Origin of the sequence: Microcoleus sp. PH2017_28_MFU_U_A, from assembly GCF_020738035.1 — a bacterium.
Classification (GTDB): Bacteria; Cyanobacteriota; Cyanobacteriia; order Cyanobacteriales; family Microcoleaceae; genus Microcoleus.
Genome location: NZ_JAEQCX010000087.1, coordinates 1 through 18,897, shown reverse-complemented (window position 1 = coordinate 18,897; position 18,897 = coordinate 1). Strand labels below are relative to the sequence as shown.

General features: G+C 47.1%; 13 protein-coding genes. 6 read left to right on the top strand and 7 right to left on the bottom strand.

Translation table 11 applies throughout. The features are described from left to right. Positions 1 to 18 precede the first annotated feature (18 nt). From JGK14_RS21495 to JGK14_RS21475, 5 genes are all read right to left on the bottom strand, one after another. Positions 19 to 258: a hypothetical protein gene (locus JGK14_RS21495; RefSeq protein WP_293174963.1), complete on the bottom strand. Its 240-nt coding sequence runs from the start codon at positions 256 to 258 to the stop codon at positions 19 to 21. Further along, positions 248 to 1,735, bottom strand: coding sequence for a PP2C family protein-serine/threonine phosphatase (locus JGK14_RS21490; RefSeq protein ID WP_293174960.1), 1,488 nt, complete (start codon positions 1,733 to 1,735; stop codon positions 248 to 250). Before JGK14_RS21490 ends, JGK14_RS21495 begins: the two co-directional genes overlap by 11 nt. A gap of 614 nt (positions 1,736 to 2,349) precedes the next feature. Then, positions 2,350 to 4,053 (bottom strand): signal recognition particle-docking protein FtsY, encoded by a 1,704-nt coding sequence (ftsY, locus tag JGK14_RS21485; protein ID WP_293174957.1) that lies wholly within the window; start codon positions 4,051 to 4,053, stop codon positions 2,350 to 2,352. A 196-nt stretch (positions 4,054 to 4,249) separates the two neighbouring features. Continuing rightward, positions 4,250 to 4,882, bottom strand: a complete 633-nt coding sequence (gene nusB, locus JGK14_RS21480) for a transcription antitermination factor NusB (RefSeq protein ID WP_293174954.1) — start codon at positions 4,880 to 4,882, stop codon at positions 4,250 to 4,252. Between the two features lie 508 nt (positions 4,883 to 5,390). Then, positions 5,391 to 6,116: a DUF502 domain-containing protein gene (locus JGK14_RS21475; RefSeq protein ID WP_293155504.1), complete on the bottom strand. Its 726-nt coding sequence runs from the start codon at positions 6,114 to 6,116 to the stop codon at positions 5,391 to 5,393. Positions 6,117 to 6,475: 359 nt separating this feature from the next. Here JGK14_RS21475 and JGK14_RS21470 point away from each other — a divergent pair, with 359 nt between their 5' ends. The 4 genes from JGK14_RS21470 (at position 6,476) to JGK14_RS21455 (ending at position 13,590) form a co-directional block, all read left to right on the top strand. Beyond that, positions 6,476 to 6,628 (top strand): hypothetical protein, encoded by a 153-nt coding sequence (locus JGK14_RS21470; protein ID WP_325315465.1) that lies wholly within the window; start codon positions 6,476 to 6,478, stop codon positions 6,626 to 6,628. Positions 6,629 to 6,837: 209 nt separating this feature from the next. Then, positions 6,838 to 9,636 carry a Vgb family protein gene (locus JGK14_RS21465; protein WP_325315464.1) on the top strand — a complete coding sequence of 933 codons (2,799 nt, stop codon included), beginning with the start codon at positions 6,838 to 6,840 and terminating at the stop codon, positions 9,634 to 9,636. A 729-nt stretch (positions 9,637 to 10,365) separates the two neighbouring features. After that, complete coding sequence (locus tag JGK14_RS21460) at positions 10,366 to 13,188, top strand: PAS domain S-box protein (protein WP_293206672.1); 2,823 nt, start codon at positions 10,366 to 10,368, stop codon at positions 13,186 to 13,188. A 138-nt stretch (positions 13,189 to 13,326) separates the two neighbouring features. Next, positions 13,327 to 13,590 (top strand): hypothetical protein, encoded by a 264-nt coding sequence (locus tag JGK14_RS21455; protein WP_325315463.1) that lies wholly within the window; start codon positions 13,327 to 13,329, stop codon positions 13,588 to 13,590. Positions 13,591 to 13,594: 4 nt separating this feature from the next. Here the strand turns inward: JGK14_RS21455 and JGK14_RS21450 are convergent, their stop codons facing one another. Together JGK14_RS21450 and JGK14_RS21445 are read right to left on the bottom strand one after the other, a co-directional pair. Then, complete coding sequence (locus JGK14_RS21450; protein WP_293174939.1) at positions 13,595 to 13,831, bottom strand: hypothetical protein; 237 nt, start codon at positions 13,829 to 13,831, stop codon at positions 13,595 to 13,597. Positions 13,832 to 14,370: 539 nt separating this feature from the next. After that, positions 14,371 to 14,565, bottom strand: a complete 195-nt coding sequence (locus JGK14_RS21445; RefSeq protein ID WP_293155487.1) for a hypothetical protein — start codon at positions 14,563 to 14,565, stop codon at positions 14,371 to 14,373. 382 nt (positions 14,566 to 14,947) lie between these two features. On the opposite strand from JGK14_RS21445, the gene JGK14_RS21440 reads away from it, so the two are divergent. Both JGK14_RS21440 and JGK14_RS21435 read left to right on the top strand, forming a co-directional pair. Beyond that, complete coding sequence (locus tag JGK14_RS21440) at positions 14,948 to 15,292, top strand: STAS domain-containing protein (RefSeq protein ID WP_293174936.1); 345 nt, start codon at positions 14,948 to 14,950, stop codon at positions 15,290 to 15,292. Between the two features lie 155 nt (positions 15,293 to 15,447). Continuing rightward, a complete protein-coding gene (locus JGK14_RS21435) occupies positions 15,448 to 18,258 on the top strand; it encodes a TIGR03960 family B12-binding radical SAM protein (protein ID WP_293212561.1) in 2,811 nt (936 codons plus the stop codon). Positions 18,259 to 18,897 lie beyond the last annotated feature (639 nt).

Below are 18,897 nucleotides of genomic sequence, written 5' to 3'. Positions count from 1 at the left end.
ACCTCTTAGAGAATAACTCTAAGGAATAATCCCTTTAATGAACCAGCCAATGAAAATACCTATAAAAAAAGCTCCTATCTGACCAGTCGAAACAAAATTGTTCCAAGCTTTCTGGAAATTAGTAAAAATCTCGTAGCTTTGACCCAATATCACAGGCGAACTCAAATGAGATTTCACAACTAACAAATGAACGGCGTCATGCCAATGAATCGAGCTGGTAAATCCAGTAATAATTTCCGGCATTAAATTAACTATCATGGTGATTTTCTCCTGTGGTCGGTGTTACCCTAAGTACAACCAGTGTCATGTCATCTTCATTGCGGTTGCCGATGCCGATAAACTGGTGAACGCGATCGAACAAATAATCCAGAATTTCCTCAGACTGCTGATAATTTTGACAAGCCCACTGAAAAGCCGCGGTCAAGTTATCCTCATCAAAGCGATCGCCCCTTTGATTAGCAGCATCAGTAAATCCGTCTGTGTAATAAATAATAGTATCACCAGGCTGCAATTGCACGTGGGCTTCTTGGTAGTGCGAATCAGCATCCAGGCCAATCAACATTCCCTCCAAAGTATCGAGCCGAACAATCGAATTAGTTGCAGCTTGCCACAGCAAAGGCGGGTGGTGAGCAGCATTACTGTAAGACAGAATGCGAGTTTTCGGATCGTACTCCGAATAAAACAGAGTCACAAAACGGTGAGAATTCTCCAAATCCGCGTGCATTACCCGGTTTAAATGTTGCAAAATTCTCGCAGGCGAATGGCGGTTCAAAACCTCCGCCCGCAGCATACCCCGCGTCATCGTCATCAACAGGCCAGCCGGTACCCCTTTGCCCATCACATCGCCAATGACGATGCTCCAGCGACCCTTGTCGATTTTGGACTTGAGATTTTTAATCAGGGATGGGGGGTGTTCCCCCTCATTCTCCTTGCCGATCGGGTCATAGTCAGCGGGAATAAAATCATAATAATCACCGCCGACTCTGCTAGCAGTTTGGCAGCGCGCGGCCACATCAAGACCGGGAATTGTGGGACAACTGCGGGGTTGCAGCCGCAATTGAATTTCCGCCCCAATTTCTAACTCTCTGTCCAGGCGTTCTTTTTCGGCCAACTTCACCGTCAGTTCGTCTTTGCAGATTGCCACGGCGGTTTGATCCGCCACCAACCGAACTAATTTCTGTCGGCCCGGAGTCCAAACATATTGTGGGTCACTGCTAAAAACAAACAGCCGTCCGCGTTCCAAATTCTTGACTAAAATTGGCGCCCCAAACAAATGAACATCCGGGCCCAAATAACGGCCGACTTGCAAGTCAAGACTAGAAGTTTGCCCAGAGGTTTGAGAAAAAGATTCACCAGCCGCGCCCGCACCTGCTGTAGCTTGCCTGGTGGCTATTTCCAGCGCTTTCCGCATATCTTGGCACTGCCGTCCTTCCTGACAGTGCAACTGCTGGAACCTGACTTGACCGTTGGGTTTGAACAGCACTAAAGCTCCCCCGTCGGCGTCGGTAACGCGAGTTGCCACCAAAGGCACCAACTCCAAAAATTGGTTGAGATTGTTAAAACTACGCAGGGCAAATCCGAGCGAGCCCAACATATCTTGAACGTTGTGCTGGTATCGGTGCAAGCGCGCTACCAGTTCTTTGAGGGCAAATACTGGCGTCGCGTCGGTGGAATTGCGACCCGTAGGGCGGTCAGCAGGTTGAGGTGAGGGGCGAGGCAAGGGCACAGCAGTCATTTTAGATTGGTGATTTTCGATCTTAAAAGGAGATTGATTGAGTGAGGAATTACGCACCACACGAACAGAAATCCGGTTGTTTTTGGAGCAAGTAGTTTGGGCAGTAGGTCATTGGTGTGAATTTAAGCCTGAAATCCTCAAGAAATCTCGTTTATAGCTGAGTCTAAATCCCCCTTAATAAGGGAGACTTTGAGCCCTTCTGAAACTACTTAATCAAGGTATGTAGTTGGGATGCGAGCCCTCTTTAGGCGTATAGATAAAGAGGGCTCGCATCCCAACTACGTACCTAATTTATCTGATGACAATAAAACCACACTGCTTTTTAAGGGGGCGCCAGGCCGATCGGCGGGCCTAAGCCTCAGAGAGTAAAACGTTACTACCTGAGACCTTAAGTTGACACCAATTGATGGCGCTTCGTCGATCGCAAGCAAGCAATAACAGAAGGTTTTAAGGTATTGTTTCTAGATATTTAGTTTTCCACAGACCGTCAGGTGGCGATCGGCACAAGTCCTGCGATGGTAGTTTGAGGTTAATAATTTGAGATTTTGAATATCTGTGTCCGCCTCCAAAAATCGGGACGGCTAGAGATACCTCATCAATCTAAAATCTAAAATCTAAAATCTAAAATCGAGTAGGGCTTCGACAAATTCGTAACTAGAAAACGGGCGCAAATCTTCGATGCTTTCCCCCACTCCAATAAACCGGATTGGCAGACCTAGCTGCTGCACTACTGCTAGGGCAACACCACCTTTAGCAGAACCGTCAAGTTTTGTCAATACTACTCCGCTTAATTTTGCCGATTCTGCGAAAACTTCTGCCTGTCGCAAACCATTTTGACCTAGGGTGGCATCCAAGACCAGTAGAGATTCTACGGTAGCGCCTGGGGCTTTTTTGTCTACAATGCGACGGATTTTACTTAATTCGTCCATCAGATTTTTTTTGTTTTGCAGGCGGCCTGCGGTGTCTACGATCAACAATTCTGTGCCTCGGGCGCTGGCGGCGGCGATCGCATCAAACACGACAGCAGCCGGATCGGTATTTTTCCCTGGATTGGCAATAATTTCCACGCCGCTGCGGGAACCCCAAACTTTGACTTGTTCGACGGCGGCGGCGCGGAAAGTGTCGGCAGCGGCAATCAGGGTTTTGTAGCCGGATTTTTGGGCGATGTGGGCTAGTTTGCCGATCGTCGTAGTTTTGCCCGCACCGTTGACTCCTACAATTAACCAGATGTTGAAGGTGTCTTTTTCTGGGGCAAATGTCAGGCTGTAGGCGGGATTGCCGGCGGCGGTTTCGGCTGTCGGAGCGTCGAGAATGTCGCGCAGGATGCTTTTGAGAAAGGCTAGAGCCTGTTCTGGCGGCAAGACTTCTTGTTTGAGTCTTTCTTGGAGGCGGTTGATAATGATGTCGGTGGCGGCGACTCCGACATCGGCTTGTAGGAGCAAAGTCTCAATTTCGGCTACCGCGTCTTGATTGAGCGGGCCTTGACCGACGATCGCCTTTAGTCGATTAATTAAGCTGCGGCGAGTTCTTTCCAAACCTTTCCGCAGTTTTTGCAGCCAACTGATTTCCTCGACGGATACTTGATCTGGCCGGCGCCCTTGACTGGCTAGGATTTCAGATGACCAGAGGAAGCCTTCGTCAAAGGCAAAACCGGGAATTTCTTCGATTATTGCGGCTCTTTCGGCGGCGTTGGCGATGACTTCTGGTTCCTCAAGGGCGGTTTCCTTGAGGCGTTCGATGCGATCCATGCGATCGGCCCCAGCTCGGGCCCAAAACGGCAGGGCTTCGGCTGTAGAGTCCTCAGATGCGATCGATTCTGTGTCTGCAAGCTCAGTTGCAGGTTGGGCAATTGCTATATTTTCTGCTGTAACTTCTAATTTTTGAGTAACAGGTTGAGGCGCGATCGACTCGGATGATGGTGGCAGAGGTTCGGGAATCTCTACTGGGATGGCTGCATCTGGTTCTTGACCATCGGTACTTTCATTCTGCGGTGGTGGTGCAATTTCTGAAACTTCTGCAACAGTTGGTGCGGCTTCTGCAACTTCTACAAATTCTGTTTCGGCTGCTGGAACTTCCGCCGATGCTGTCTGGGCAACTTCTGTTTCAGGTTTTTGCTGTTTTTGAATATTTTTGTAAGCAGCTTTGGCCCAATTGAGATAATCCTCAGCTACAGCGGGGGAAGTTTCCTCAACTGCTGCATCTGTTTGAGGCTCAACCGATGCGGATTTTGCCGCCTCATCTTGGGGCTGTTCGGGGGGAGTTTCTGGTTCAGAAGATCCGCTTTCGCTGTACTGGCGACGAAACCAATTAAATACCATAGAAGTAAATGGGGAATAGAGAATAGTTATTAGTCATTTAGCCATCAGTCCTTAGTGTAGAGCGGATTGCGGATTGCGGATTGCCGATCGCCCAATGACCAATGACCAATGACCAATGACCAATGACCAATGACCAATGACCAATGACCAATGACCAATGACCAATGACCAATGACCAATGACCAATGACTACTGACTACTGACTTACAACTTCTGCATTGATTTTATCGACGACTCGGCGGAGGACTCCGTTGATGAACCGATGTCCTTCGTCGCCGCTGTAGCGTTTTGCCAGTTGGACGGCTTCGTTGACGCTGACTTGTTCGGGTAAGCCGAGATAGAGGATTTCGGCGATCGCGATTCTCATGATATCTCGATCGATCCTGGGCAGGCGATCGATTTGCCAGTCTACCAGGGCTTCCGAGAGCAATTCATCAATTTGAACGCGGTTGGCGCTGACTTTGGTCAGGATTTGCAAAGCATAGGTGCGGACATCTTGCTGGTTGGCAAGCTGAAGCAGTTCTGGAAACTCCATCGATGAACCGAGACGGTTAATCGCCGTTTGGGTGAGTTCGAGTGCTTCGCGCACCATCGCTCTAGCACTTTGTATATCAGCAGCGCGGATTTCGCTAGCCAGGAGTTTGTCGCTACCCCGCTGTACTTCCGAAGCTGCTGCTTCTAGGGATTCTTGAACTTCTGTCGTCAGAGTGCGGATGGCTGCGAGGAGAACATCTTGCAGTTTCTTAGCTTCTAAGAGTTCTGGATTAGTCGGCAGTTGGCTGATGCCGAGGAGTGCGAGTTCGCGTGAGGTTTCGCGTGCTTTTTTCATATTTTTTAGATAGGAATTGGGATTTTAGGAATTTCAGAATTGTTGAGATTGCTAAGCGCTGGTTCAGAGCATAGACTTGGACTTTAGCAGAAAAACTCCCAAAAAAACCTGCCCTCAGTAACGATTGTTTCTGGGCAGGTTTTAGATACCTAGGATCAATTATTATTGGGAAAATTTACTGGCTAGAAACCCGGTTTCTTAGGAGCGTCCCACGGAGGCTGCCCACCCGTTATGGATGAAAGAAACTCTTTCTCCCCCTCTCCCCCCTCTCCCCCTCTCCCCATCGAGTTTCTTAGGAGATACTTCGCTTTGAAACCCAAGATGTATCAGAGAAACCCGGTTTCTGAGTGTAGGCTTTCTGCGCTTCCAGTTGGTTCAATATACGTGAGTTGCAAAAATAATTCGGACGGGCTAGAAGCCCATCCCACAATTTTTTTGTTTTGTGGGATGGGCTTCTAGCCCGTCCGAAAATTTGATTAAAAGATTAAAAGGACTTTTACAGCCTTGTCTAATCTTCTTCGACTGGTACAGGCTGGTATCTTGATTCGGATAGCAAGGGTTCGAGTGTTTTGCCGGGGGGGTTGTCGGCGGTGACCGCAACTGAGTTGCTGGGGTTGACGATGCCGCCGGAGATCACCACTTTAAAGGCATCTTCGATCGACATTGACAAATTAACGACATCTGCTTCCGGGACTATAGCGTACCATCCGGTGGTGGGGTTGGGAGTGGTGGGGATGAAAATGCCGATCGGGCTTTCGCCGGACAAATGAGACGGAATGTCGTTACTCTCGATCGTACCGGTCACAAATGCCAAAGTCCAGATTCCCCGCCGGGGATACTCTACCAACACCACCCGGCGAAATTTATCATTAGATTTGAGGATAGTTCCCAGCAGTTGTTTCAAGGTTTTGTAAACCGAACCCGCTAGGGGAATTGCCTGTAACAGGCGTTCGCCAAAGTCTAGCAGCCACTTCCCGAAGATGTTGCGGGCCATCAAACCAATGACTAAAATGCTCAGCAGGGGTACAGCCAGCCCTACTAACAGATTTAGCAGGTTGACCAAAATCGGGTGGAGTCCGTCAAAAGGATTAATCTGCTTGGGAATTTTGGTAAGAAAATTGATTACCCAACTGGCGACGGTAATTGTCAGCCAGATGGTGGTAGCTAAAGGTATCACTACCAGCAGACCTGCGATCAGGTCATTTTTTAAGTCTTGTTTGATGCGTTGGAGCACGGCGGTTCAAATCTCCTCGTAACTGGTTGCAATCACCTGATAAACCTGAGAATAAAGCAACTGCACGGGCTTTACTGGAATTGACCATTTTGGATCGTCTTCTCTGCTGCCAAACCCTACGCTTGCCGAGCGCGGAAGAGTTAGGGATCGGCGGTGCTGTATCTATATTTTAAAGAATTATTGCAGGCAAAGCGCCTGATTTTAATATATGCGGGCTGTGCAACAGCTCACCCTATTGTATATTTTAAGACATTTTAGCTCGGAATCAACCAATCAGATCGCTGTGTTGAGGTGGCCGGAGTCGGGGTGTTTCCTGTAGAGGGCTTTTGGGCTGCTTCCACAATTGATAAATTTTTAGGATGAGGCGGGCTAGAACAATGCCAGTGGCGATCGTACCGCGATCGCGCCCACTCCCATCGGACAATCTATTTTTTGAGAACTTGACAGAACTGCGATCGAGAAAGGTGAGAGACTTTAGATTAAATGTTTCTCAAATGCCAGCTACTTCTTAAACTATTTGACTCCCCTAAAAAATGGATGCCGTGCCACGTAGACTCCTGATTGGAAGGTCAAAAAAATTACACCAAAGTTCATAATCCCAAATTCAATTCTGCGAGTAAATCTCCAATCTCAAATCTCAAACTGGTTGACTATTCTTTGAAAAACCGTAAAATATAGTCAAATTTATCTGCGATCGCGGGAATCTCGCCAATAATAGCTTATGTTGAATACAGCCGGACTGTTTGAAGCAAAACCTCTTCAGGGAAATATTGCGGGTGTTTCAGCAGAAATACCAGACTTATTTGGCAGTAAGTTCGTTAGCGAAGCCCTCGTAGAGGATCGCCTAAATCGATTGACCCAAATTGCGATCGGGGATACTAATGTTTTATTTGATACCAGATCCGATTTAACTCAAACATCCGATTTGGTTGCCGGTGCGACTGGTAGTGCGATCCTCTACGAGGGCTTCGCTAACGACCTTTTTGACCAAATCACCGACTTCCGGCTCCCGCACTCACCAGACGACAATCTTAAAGTCGATCGCAGTCTAACATCCCAGACCGATATCTCCACTCCACTTCACAGAGACGAACTTACAGGCATGGATTTTGCTATCGGTGATACTGGTATAGTTCCAGAGCGATCGCAATCCCGAACTGCTGCGCTATTACCTTCAGAAAAATGGGCTTTCAATTTCCCAGATTATACCATCGACCACCAAGGTTTAAACACCCTCAATATCAAAATTGGTTACGGCTTAAAACCCGGAATTACCAAAAATGAATATCCCGATTTTGTGCCAATCTACAAAAGTATTGATAGCTTCCTAGTTAACTACCCCAACGAAACGGACACCTGGGAAAATATCAACAAAAATCTCAGTCAAAAAGTGCTAGACGAAAATCCGGCACTGACCGATGTTACCATCCAAATCGAAGTTTTGCCAACGAACAGATTGCCCTACGAACGAGCAACTACAGTTTTCCGCAGTCGTGCCGGTCAACCAAAAGAAAATGGCAACTTTTCCTTGAAAAACTACGCAATTAATCACCAAGGATTGAACAAGCTCAATTTCGATGTTGATTACCAGTACAAACCGGGGATTCCCCCAAACGAATATCCCGATTCCCTGTCAATTCTCAAGAGAATTGATAACTTTTTAAGCAAGTATCCCAATGAGACAGATTTCTGGGAAATTGTCAACAAAAAATTAACTCAAAATATCCTCAACGAAAATTCTAGCTTGGCAGCAATTAAGATCGACTTGAACGTTTTGCCAAGCCAAACATTACCCTATAACCGCACCAGCAAAGTTACTCGCACTCAACCAAGCAATCCTCAAGGAACTTTCCTAGTTGGCAATACCAGAGGCAATAATGTACTGCGGTTTGACGGCAGTACGGGCAATCTTTTAAGCGAATTTATCCCAGCGGGCAGCGGCGGTTTGTCTAGTCCAGATACAATTCTTTTTGGCCCAGATGGCAACGGCGACGGTAAGCCGGACATTTACATTGCCAGCGGTGACAAGCCAGGGAATTCCGGACAGCCGACAGCATCTGCCGTATTGCGATATGACGGAGTTAGTGGCAGATTTATTGATAAGTTTGTCGGCGACAATCCGAACACTACTGCTGATGAAACTGGCGGATTATCTCGTCCTTACGGTTTAGCTTTTGGTGCCGACGGTAATTTTTATGTCAGCAGTTTTTTGACCGATCAAATTCTTAGATACAACGGCAAAACAGGACAATTTATAGATGTATTTGCAACGGGCAAACAGCAAGCGGGAGGATTGAATGGGCCGAACAATTTACTGTTTGCTCCTGACGGCAATTTGTACGTGACAACGCAGGGGAGTGTTGCTCGTGATGGCAAAGCTGATTTTAGTGCAGGTTTCGCCAGCCAGGTGCTGCTTTACAACCCGCAAACTGGGCAGTCAAGTATCTTTGCTTCCCCCGATCCTTCGCCTCGGAGTCAGGGATTTGTGAGTCTTTTGGGCATGGCAATCGGGCCCGCTGACGGCGACCTTTACGTGAGCGATTTTGCTAACGATATCAGGCGCTACAATTTAAAAAGTGGGAATTTGGTCAAGGTTTTATCTACCAATTATACTGATACTTCCCCCAGTAGCAATTATGTAGGTGGTTTGGCATTTTCGCCGATCGGCAATTTGTTTGCAGTTGGCTTTGACAACCGCGCCAATGCTAACAATGTTGGTGCAGTTTTGCGGTACAATGGCAAAACTGGGGAACCGCTGCCAATATCGAGCAATCCTTTGTCGAGTAACAGTTCTATTTTTGTCCCTCCCGACAGCAAGTTACAGCGTCCGATAGGAATTGCTTTCTTTCCTTCCGATGGTAAGCTGACCGAGAAGTGGAATTTTACAGCGGCAAATTACCCAATTAACCATCAAGGGTTAAACAACCTAAATTTTGCTGTAAATTATCAGTACAAAGAGGGCATTCAAAATTATCAGTATCCCGATTATGTGCCGATTTACAAGAGCGTTGATGATTTTTTAGTTAACTATCCTAACGAAACTGATTTTTGGGAAATTGTTAACAAAAATTTGACGGAAAAAGTGCTTGCCGAAAATCCAGCAATTTCTTCGGTGACTGTTGATTTGAATGTTTTGCCGACGAACCAATTGCCTTACGATCGCAGCAGTACCGTTAGTCGCACTACAAATGGTAAATTAGGGGAAGCCTGGGATTTCAAGATTCCTAATTATTCGATCGCTCACCAGGGTTTGAATAACCTGAACATTGATGTCAAGTATCAGTACAAGCCAGGAATTACGCAGGCTGAATATCCCGACTTTGTGCCGATTTACAAAAGCATAGACAATTTTTTGGTTGATTATCCAAATGAAACGGATTTATGGGAGATTTTGAATAAGAATTTGACCGAAAAGCTGCTAGCACAAAATCCGGCTTTGGATTCGCTGGAAATTAGTATCGAGGTTTTGCCGACCAACAAATTGCCTTACGAACGAGCTAGTATTGTGTCGCTGGCTTAGCGTCTAATTCAATACGGTTAACTTAACGATTTTTGACGAATTTCACTTCGCGATTTTCTAGGCAATACAGGCATTATTTGCCAGTCGGATTGTTCTTAAGTTAAGCGTATTGGCTTCAAATTGTTTTTTTTGTGGACAATTATTGACAGGGAATACATTCCTTGCTAAGGTGATATGTAATTCAGTAGGTTGCGTAGAAACCGAGTTTTTGTGCATCCAAAACGAACGCATTTAAATTGTCTGTTGTGGTCAAAAAACAATTTTTTGAAGAAACTGAGTTTATGAATTAAAGCGAGTTTGCAAAGATCTATCTTGGGATAGATGAGTATGTTTCAGGCAGTTGCTATAAAACAGTGCGGGCCTTAGGTGGGTCAAAAACCCGGTTTCTGGGTTAAGGTCGATCGCTCAAAGGATTTGAAATTTGAGATTTGAGATGGGTCATGACTTATTCTGTATGGGTTTGCAGCTTGGCTAAAGTTGCATTGTTTTTTTAAACAGGTATCACAGATTTTGGGTAGAAATCGGGTTCTTCTGTGTTCAGAACTCAGAAAGATAGTTGTTTTGCGATCGGAACTCAGGATGCAGTCGCTTTCCTGGCGCAGAGGTTCCAGCAGTAAGCTGAGCATTTTTTTATCTTTTCTTTAGAATGGCGATGGAAATTAGGTAAATAATGGAAGTATTCAAGGATTTTTGATTGCATTTTTCTGTAAAATATATTAAGGAATTTTTGTGAAAACGCTCAATATCCTCTTGGTAGAGGACAGTCCCCTAGATGCCGAGCTGATTGAGGCATATCTCATGGATGGCGGTCTAGACTTTTCTTTGCTGTGCGTGGAAACTCGGGAAGATTTTGCCGTAGCGCTGGAAAAACACTGTGTTGATATTATTTTGGCAGACTATATGCTGCCTTGTTTTAACGGGATAGCAGCGCTGGAAATGGCCCGCGCTACTTGTCCGGGAGTGCCGTTTATTTTTGTGTCGGCTACTTTGGGTGAGGAAGTGGCAATTGAGACTTTGAAAAGCGGGGCTACAGACTATGTTCTCAAACGGCGTTTGACGCGGTTGGTGCCGTCGATCGAGCGGGCCCTGCGGGAAGTTAAAGAACGGCTCGATCGCAAAGCAGCTCAAGCACAGCGCCAAGAAAGCGAAGCCAGGTTTCGGATGATGGCAGATACCGCGCCGGTGATGATTTGGATGTCGGATATCGATCGACTTGGCGATTACTTTAACAAAGTTTGGTTGGAGTTTACCGGTAAAACTTTGGCGCAAGAAATCGGCATCGGTTGGATGGAAAGCTTGCATCCTGACGACTTGCCAAAATATATGGATGTTTACCGGAGAGCCTTCGACGCCCGCAGCGAGTACCGGATCGAGTACCGCTTGAGGCGCTATGACGGGGAGTACCGCTGGGTTGTGAGTACAGGGGTACCCCTGTACAGACCCGATCGCACTTTTGCCGGTTACATCGGTTCTTGCATCGATATTAGCGATCGCCAACAGGCAGAACAAGAACGTGTTATGGCTTTGTCCCGGGAACAAGCAGCTCGCAAACAAGCAGAACAAACAGCTCAAGCGCTACTATCGGCAAACGCTCGAATTACTAACATTCTCGAAAGCATTACCGACGCTTTTGTCGCCTTCGATTCAAACTGGAAATTCACCTATATTAACCACAAAGGTCAAGAGATTTTTGGCAACTTACAAGCAGAACTGATCGGGAAAAATATTTGGGAAATATATCCCTGGGCCGTGGATTTACCGTCTTACAAAATCGCCACCAAAGCATTAGCAGACAAGGTAACAGTCGAATATGAAGAATTCGTGCCGTTATGGAATAAGTGGTTGAAAGTGCGTTTTTATCCTTCCGATTCTGGTTGCTCGGCTTACATCCAAGATGTGAGCGATCGCAAGCAATCAGAAGCAGCACTCAAAGCTAGTCAAGAAAAGCTGAGAATGTTGGCAGAATCTAACTTGATCGGAATTCTCTTCGGCGATGTTGACGGCGGTATCAGTGAGGCTAACGACGAATTTTTGCGCCTCGTTGGCTACACGCGGGAACAGTTGCAGCGCGGGGAACTCCGCTGGATTGACATTACACCGCCGGAGTACCTACCGCTGGACGAAATCGGCATCGCAGAGGCAAAGGCCGAGGGCGTTTGCAGTCCCTACGAAAAGGAATACATTCGGCCCGATGGCAGCCGGATTCCGGTGTTGGTGGGGTATATTTTGTTGGGGGAAAAGCGGCAAGAATCAGTGGCTTTTATTCTCGATTTGACGGTTCGCAAGGAGTTGGAAAAAGAACTGCACGATCGAGCTGAGGAATTGGCGCGGGCGAACCGGATTAAAGATGAGTTTCTGGGAACTTTGTCCCACGAATTGCGGACGCCGTTGAATGCGATGCTGGGATGGGCGCAACTGCTGCGCCACCGCAAGTTTGATGAAAAAACGACTGTTAAGGCTCTGGAAACGATCGACCGCAATACGCGATCGCTGGGGACGCTAATTGAGGATTTGTTGGACGTGTCGCAGATTATGACTGGCCAACTGTCGCTGAATTTGCGGTGGGTAGATTTGATTTCGACTGTTGAAGGTGCTATCGATACTCTCGCTCCGGCGATTGGGGCAAAAAATATTGAAATTGTGACGGATTTCGACCAAACTGCGGGGCGGATGTTTGGCGATTCCGGCCGCTTGCAGCAGGTGGCGTGGAATTTGCTGTCGAATGCGATTAAGTTTACTCCTGACGGAGGACAGGTGAGGGTGGCGCTGCACAAGGTGGAGAGGACGAGTATGCCCGGACAATCCGCCTGTTGTGAAAATTTGTCACCGCCTAGTGTGGAAATTGAAGTCAGCGACACGGGACAAGGGATTCCAGGAGAGTTTTTGCCGCACGTTTTTGAGCGTTTCAGCCAAGCTGATACCTCTACAACGCGATCGTACAACGGATTGGGTCTAGGTTTGGCTCTCGTGCGCCATTTTGTGGAAATGCACGGGGGAACAGTGCAAGTAGAATCGGCTGGCCAAGGACAAGGAGCGAGCTTTTTCGTTAGATTGCCAATTAAACAGCAAGAGGGCGACAGCGGATTTTCTGTTACCGGGGCTGGGGAGTTTGTGGTTCGAGAAACCCCGGCCAGATCCCCTATAGATCCGTCTTTTGTTAGCAGCAACCTTTCGGGAGTGCGGGTGTTGGTGGTTGATGGCGACGGGGATTCCTTGGATTTTGCGCGTACAGTGCTCGAAGATTGCGGAGCTGAGGTGGAGACTGCTATCTCGGGAATGGAAGCCTTGGAAGCGATTTCTAGGCTGAATCCGGATGTGTTGGCGATCGATCTCGGCATACAAACCGCTGAAGGAGAGGCTCTGCTGCCGCAAGTGCGAGAGCAAATGGGGGACAGGGAAATTCCGGCGGTGGCTTTCACAGCTTACGGTAGGCTGGAGGAACGGGTGCGGGCGCTGCGACAGGGTTTTCAAATTCACCTACCCAAGCCTCTCGATCCTGCTGAGTTGGTGGCGGTGGTGGCAAGTTTGGTGTCGCGGGCGATCGATTTTTGATGGGAGCATCTCAGTTTTGCATCTGTAGTGCTGTCCCCGCTCGCGTGCTGATATAGCACGCGAGCGGGGACGCTCGCACTGTAAAAAAAATGTTTTTTGCAAAAATGAGATGCTCCCTTTTTGATTGACTCGGCAAGGATGGAAATCCTCACGACTAATCAATTTTCTTGGATAGGAGCGATCGCAAATTCATTATATAACGACCAATTACCAATTACCAATTACCAATTACCAATTACCAATTACCAATTACCAATTCCCAATTCCCAATTACCAATTACCAATTACCAATTACATTACCAATTACCAATTACCAATTACCAATTACCAATTACCAATTACCAATTACCAATTACCAATTACCAATTACCAATTACCAATTACCAATTACCCAACCGTTAATCGCTCAATCCCCTTCGGCAATTTGCTTTAAAACCCACTTGTTTATGCCTTCAGGGGAAATAACATAGCGATAGTAAGTAGAGCCTCGAATAATTACTTGGATTTTTTTCGGACTGATTTTTTCGCTCTCAATAGTTAGGCATCCGTGGCCTGTTTCTTGCCAAGTCTGCATCAGCAAGGTCTCGATTTTGGCAAATAGACTGTTGATTGAAGTTTCCGTGCTATCTGGTTCTCTTGACATATTACATAAGTTGAGATACAAGTTGACAGACTCTCTCGCCACTAGGACGCGAGCCTCTCTATTTGAGCTATCGGCGCAACTTGTTCTTTTTTATGCAAATCCCGTATACTTTTTACAAAACTTTACACAACTGGCGATCGCGCCTGATTATATATATTCCGGTAAAATAACCGTTATCACTTTCGATCGTTCGGACTGAACTCCTCTCTTGTTTGATGAGGACTTCAGTCTGAAAGATCGAACAAATTTAATTGCGATCGTTCCAAACCGGTTTTCCACCTCAGCTAGGTAACAGTAATCATTAATAAATTACTATTACACCTCATTTGTCAAGCCCCAAAAGTTATATATTTAATTGAAGTAAAAGTATTTTTTTGATAGTGAGGTGAACAAACCATCGCCTCAAATATCAAGCTCATCAACTGGGTGCGAGCTTTTAAAAGTACCGTGCCGGGGTAAATGCTTCTGAGACTCCCGTCTTTCCCACCGTGCAAGGATTTTTTTTCAATCTGTGATTTTTCCGCGCTCTCCGGTTCCAACTATCTACTAGATACCAATTGCACCCGGCCAGCATCCATTTCATCCATTAATAACTCTAAAGCCTCATAATCAATATCCGAGATGTAGCCCAAACGGGTGAGCTCGTTGTTGATTTCGTTTTCAATGTCAGGCGTCAACTGCTTAATGTAGAGGGCTTTTTCTACAAGTTGACGAATAGCATGAGTTGCTTGCATAGTATATCGGAGAACTCCGTACAGTATTATTGTCATCTTAACAGTCGATGGAGTGAGTGATCCAAATCAGAACTAACCAGTGATTTCAATTACATTGCTCAGTTTAACCTAACAGCTAGGATAAGGTCGATCGCAATCTTTACGATTGCCAACACTAAACCTCGTCGCACAAATAAAAAATAGTATAGTAGCTTACCTTTACTCCGTAAATCTTGCACAAACTTTTATAAAAAAGACTAAATAAATAAAGATTCAGTAAACTACTCAAAACTACCGATCGGTTTTCCTCAGGTAGGGTTACGCTCGTAGGTGTCAAGTAGGTTTAGGCTTACCTCCGTCCAGTACGGTAGTTGAAAATACGTAGCAACCATAGGTTTGATATATGCAGACACTTCTTGCCCATAAACCACTTAGGGTGATTCGACCCCTAGACCACCTAAATGCAGCCACAGCCGGAGAATTCACAGAGCAACTAACCACAACAATTTCAGCCCCTGGAGTAGTAGCGGTACTCGTAGATGTTGGCGCAGTAACATTTATTGACAGCGCGGGTTTGATGGCATTGATTTCCGGCCTCAAGCAGGCGAAAAAAATGGGACGCAGGTTTAGTCTGTGTTCAGTTACCGCCGGAATTAGAATGATTCTGGAACTCAGCCAACTCGATCGAGTTTTTGAGATATTTGAAAATGTCGAAAGCTTTGAAGCAGCAAACTCTTGTCTTGTGTAAACAAGCACTTCTAGAATCTACTCACCAGTGAAAACAAGTAAGCAAACACAGCAACTTGAGTTAAAGGGCTCCAAAGAGATAGGACTGCCGTTGGCGTATTGGCAGATTTTAAGGTAGGCTGCTTAAGAGTCGCAAATATGAGAGCGAGTCGAGCCGTGGCAGTAAAAATCGAAGAATTACTTACAGCAGAAATCAATCAGCCTGCTCGTTATCTAGGAAACGAGTTGGGGGCTGTACGCAAGCCTTGGGATGGGGCGTCTGTACGCTGGGTGCTCACATATCCAGAAGTGTATGAAGTTGGTGCTTCCAATCTGGGACACATCATCCTTTACAATATTTTGAATGCCTTGCCGAGACAGTTGTGCGATCGAGCTTATTTGCCCGCACCAGACTTAGCAGCAAAACTGCGATCCTCTCCGAGGGCTGCGCTAACGACCAAAACTCCCCTGTTTGCTGTAGAATCCAGGCGATCGCTCACAGAATTTGATATTCTCGGCTTCAGCCTCAGCTACGAACTCGGAGCAACAAACATTCTGGAAATGCTGGATTTAGCCGGCATTCCCCTAACTTGGAAAGAAAGAGCGACAAATGCCCAAAATGGCGGCGATTTGCCGCTAATTTTTGCTGGCGGACAAACCGCAACCTCCAATCCCGAACCCTACGCTGACTTTTTTGACTTCATCGCTTTGGGAGATGGAGAAGAATTGCTGCCAGAAATTGGCTTGATTTTGGCAGAAGGCAAAACTAATAATTTGAGCCGAGAAGCACTATTGCTGGATTTAGCGCAAATTCCTGGCGTTTATGTCCCCCAATTCTACGATATGGCGGCAGATGGTTCTGTTCATCCCAACCGCCCGCAAGTCCCAGAAAAAATTCTGCGCCGCGTAGCAACTCCCATACCAGCTTATTCGATCGGGCTAGTACCCTACGTCGAGACAGTACACGACAGACTGACAGTCGAAATCCGCCGGGGATGCACCCGCGGCTGTCGCTTCTGTCAGCCGGGAATGCTGACTCGCCCCGCCCGCGATGTGGAACCGCAGCAAGTCGTAGAGGCGATAGAAGAAGGAATGAAAGCCACCGGGCACAGCGAGTTTTCCCTGCTTTCCCTGAGTTGTTCCGACTATCTAGCACTTCCGGCTGTGGGGATGGAAATCAAAAACCGCCTCAAAGACAAAAATATCTCTCTGTCTTTACCCAGTCAGCGGGTTGACAGATTTGACGATAATATTGCCGACATTCTCGGCGGCACGCGACAAAGCGGTTTGACTTTTGCCCCGGAAGCCGGCACGCAGCGGATGCGCGACATCGTTAACAAAGGTTTGACAAACGAAGAATTGTTGCGGGGTGTCAAAACTGCGGTCGATCGCGGTTGGGATAAAATCAAGCTGTATTTTATGATCGGTTTGCCCGGAGAAACCGATTTTGATGTTCTGGGAATCGCCGAAACAGTCCGCTGGCTGCAAAGGGAATGCAGGCTTAATGGCAGGCGGCCACTGAATTTTAACTTGACAATTTCTAATTTTACGCCTAAGCCTCACACTCCTTTTCAGTGGCATTCGGTTTCTACTGCCGAGTTTTCACGCAAGCAAAAATTGCTGAAGGGTGAATTCAAAGCGATGAGAAATATCAAGGTGAATTATACCGATGTGCGGATTTCGGCAATGGAGGATTTTGTCGGTAGGGGCGATCGACGTTTGGGCGCTGTAGTCCACCGCGCTTGGGAACTTGGCGCTGGTATGGATGCGTGGTGGGAAAGCTTGGATACAGCATACAAGGCTTGGACAAGGGCGATCGATGAATCGGGACTTACCTGGAAATACCGCCAAGTTGAAAGCGGCGAATGGAATCTGTTTGAGAAGGAAGAGGAGAAGGAAGAAGGAAGAAGGAAGAGGGAAGAAGGAAGAAGGAAGAAGGAAGAAGGAAGAGAAGATAAACAAGATTTTCCCACATCTTCCCCTCTCCCCCTCTCCCCCTCCCCCACTCTCCCCCTCTCCCCCTCTCCTCTTCTCCCCCTCTTTCTCGATCGCCCGCTACCTTGGGATCACCTAGACACGGGAATTGATAAAAACTGGCTAAAACTTGATTTGCTTCATGCTTTAGAAGCAGCGACGGTTCCCGACTGTTCCTTTGAAGGGTGTTCGCGCTGCGGGGTTTGCGGCACAGATTTCGGACACAATGTGGTTGTAGATGCCCTGCCAATTCCGGATTTTGCTGGGGAGTTTGTGCCGAATACAGAACGGAAACAGCGTTTTCGGGTTTGGTTTGGGAAGGTGGGCGATATGGCTTTGGTTGGTCATTTGGATTTGCTGCGATTGTTCGATCGAGTTGTCCGTAGGGCTGATTTACCCATTTCGTTTACCGGGGGCTTCCACCCAAATCCTCGGATTTCTGTGGCAAATGCTCTGCCTCTGGGCGTTACCAGCACTGGGGAAATTGCTGATTTTGAACTCACTGAGTCGATCGATCTTGAGATTTTCCGGGCAAAATTGGCCGCGACTCTGCCGGAAAATATCCCGATTTACAAGGTTGAGTCGATCGACCTCAAAGCTCCTTCTGCCAGTCAGTTGTTAGAAGCAGCGGAGTACGTAATTACTGTGGCTGCAACAGGCCTGTTGACCGAAAATGGCGAATCTGACCGGGATAATTCTACCCCTGTCTCCGTCGCAGATCCTGCCAATTGGGAAGCTTGGGTGAAGGCGATCGCCGAAACAGAGGCTTTTTGGCGGGTGCACACTACTAAGTCGGGAAAGACGCGGGATGTCAATTTGCGCGATCGGCTGCACAAACTAGAACTTGTGCAGCAATCCGAAGGTACAGCCGTCTTGCGCTATACCGGCAGTTGTCGCAGCGACGGCAACTTGCTCAAGCCCGAACATCTTGTTTTCATGCTCGAACAAGTCAGCCAGCAGGAAATTCAGCTTTTGCAGGTTCAGCGCAGTCAGCTAATCTTGGGTTATGGTTAAAATAGGGAAGCTGTGGTGAAATATTTCACCTTCGGCTCTCGATCGGGATGTGTCGTGTCAAGCTATAATTGCTTGTTATGGAAGCCGCAGCGGCTTGAGCGCTTTTGTCGCTCGTCGCTAAGAGCCAACCAGCAACGCGGGCTGGGTGCAAATTGCTTCTGTTCAAAACTTCAAGCCTTTTTGTACATTCACGGGCTAAATCTAGCGCTAAACCCGCAGGAGCGGAGCATGAACCAAATTGATCGATTAATTTCGATCGATCGAGTGGTTGTCGATCGTCGGCTTAGTCAAAAATCTCATGGTTCAAGCCGAGCCCGCGGGTATTCAACAATAGATGTTTTTGACCTCGATCGAAAACGGATACAAGCCCGGACTTAATTCGTGGAGATCCCAAAATTTTAGACCAAGGTTCAAGCTCCCAGAGTCATCTGTGCTTGTAAATCTAAAATCTCAAATCTAAAATCTAAAATCGACTGACCAGGTTTTAGGGTTGGCAGGGGCGGAGGTTGCAGTCGAATGCCAAGAGTAGAGTCTGTTGAGTGCTATCCGCTAAACACTGGACAAAAGTGGACGAGATAGCCAGTCTAAGTCTTTAACTAGGCTACGTTAGTAAGGTCACGACACCTACGAGTGCTTTCC

What these genes read in the sequence shown, in the direction of transcription:
- JGK14_RS21495 (WP_293174963.1), bottom strand. Translation starts at nt 258, where the DNA reads ATGATAGTTAATTTAATGCCGGAAATTATTACTGGATTTACCAGCTCG.
- JGK14_RS21490 (WP_293174960.1), bottom strand. Translation starts at nt 1,735, where the DNA reads ATGACTGCTGTGCCCTTGCCTCGCCCCTCACCTCAACCTGCTGACCGC.
- ftsY (WP_293174957.1), bottom strand. Translation starts at nt 4,053, where the DNA reads ATGGTATTTAATTGGTTTCGTCGCCAGTACAGCGAAAGCGGATCTTCT.
- nusB (WP_293174954.1), bottom strand. Translation starts at nt 4,882, where the DNA reads ATGAAAAAAGCACGCGAAACCTCACGCGAACTCGCACTCCTCGGCATC.
- JGK14_RS21470 (WP_325315465.1), top strand. Translation starts at nt 6,476, where the DNA reads ATGAGGCGGGCTAGAACAATGCCAGTGGCGATCGTACCGCGATCGCGC.
- JGK14_RS21465 (WP_325315464.1), top strand. Translation starts at nt 6,838, where the DNA reads ATGTTGAATACAGCCGGACTGTTTGAAGCAAAACCTCTTCAGGGAAAT.
- JGK14_RS21455 (WP_325315463.1), top strand. Translation starts at nt 13,327, where the DNA reads ATGGAAATCCTCACGACTAATCAATTTTCTTGGATAGGAGCGATCGCA.
- JGK14_RS21450 (WP_293174939.1), bottom strand. Translation starts at nt 13,831, where the DNA reads ATGTCAAGAGAACCAGATAGCACGGAAACTTCAATCAACAGTCTATTT.
- JGK14_RS21445 (WP_293155487.1), bottom strand. Translation starts at nt 14,565, where the DNA reads ATGCAAGCAACTCATGCTATTCGTCAACTTGTAGAAAAAGCCCTCTAC.
- JGK14_RS21440 (WP_293174936.1), top strand. Translation starts at nt 14,948, where the DNA reads ATGCAGACACTTCTTGCCCATAAACCACTTAGGGTGATTCGACCCCTA.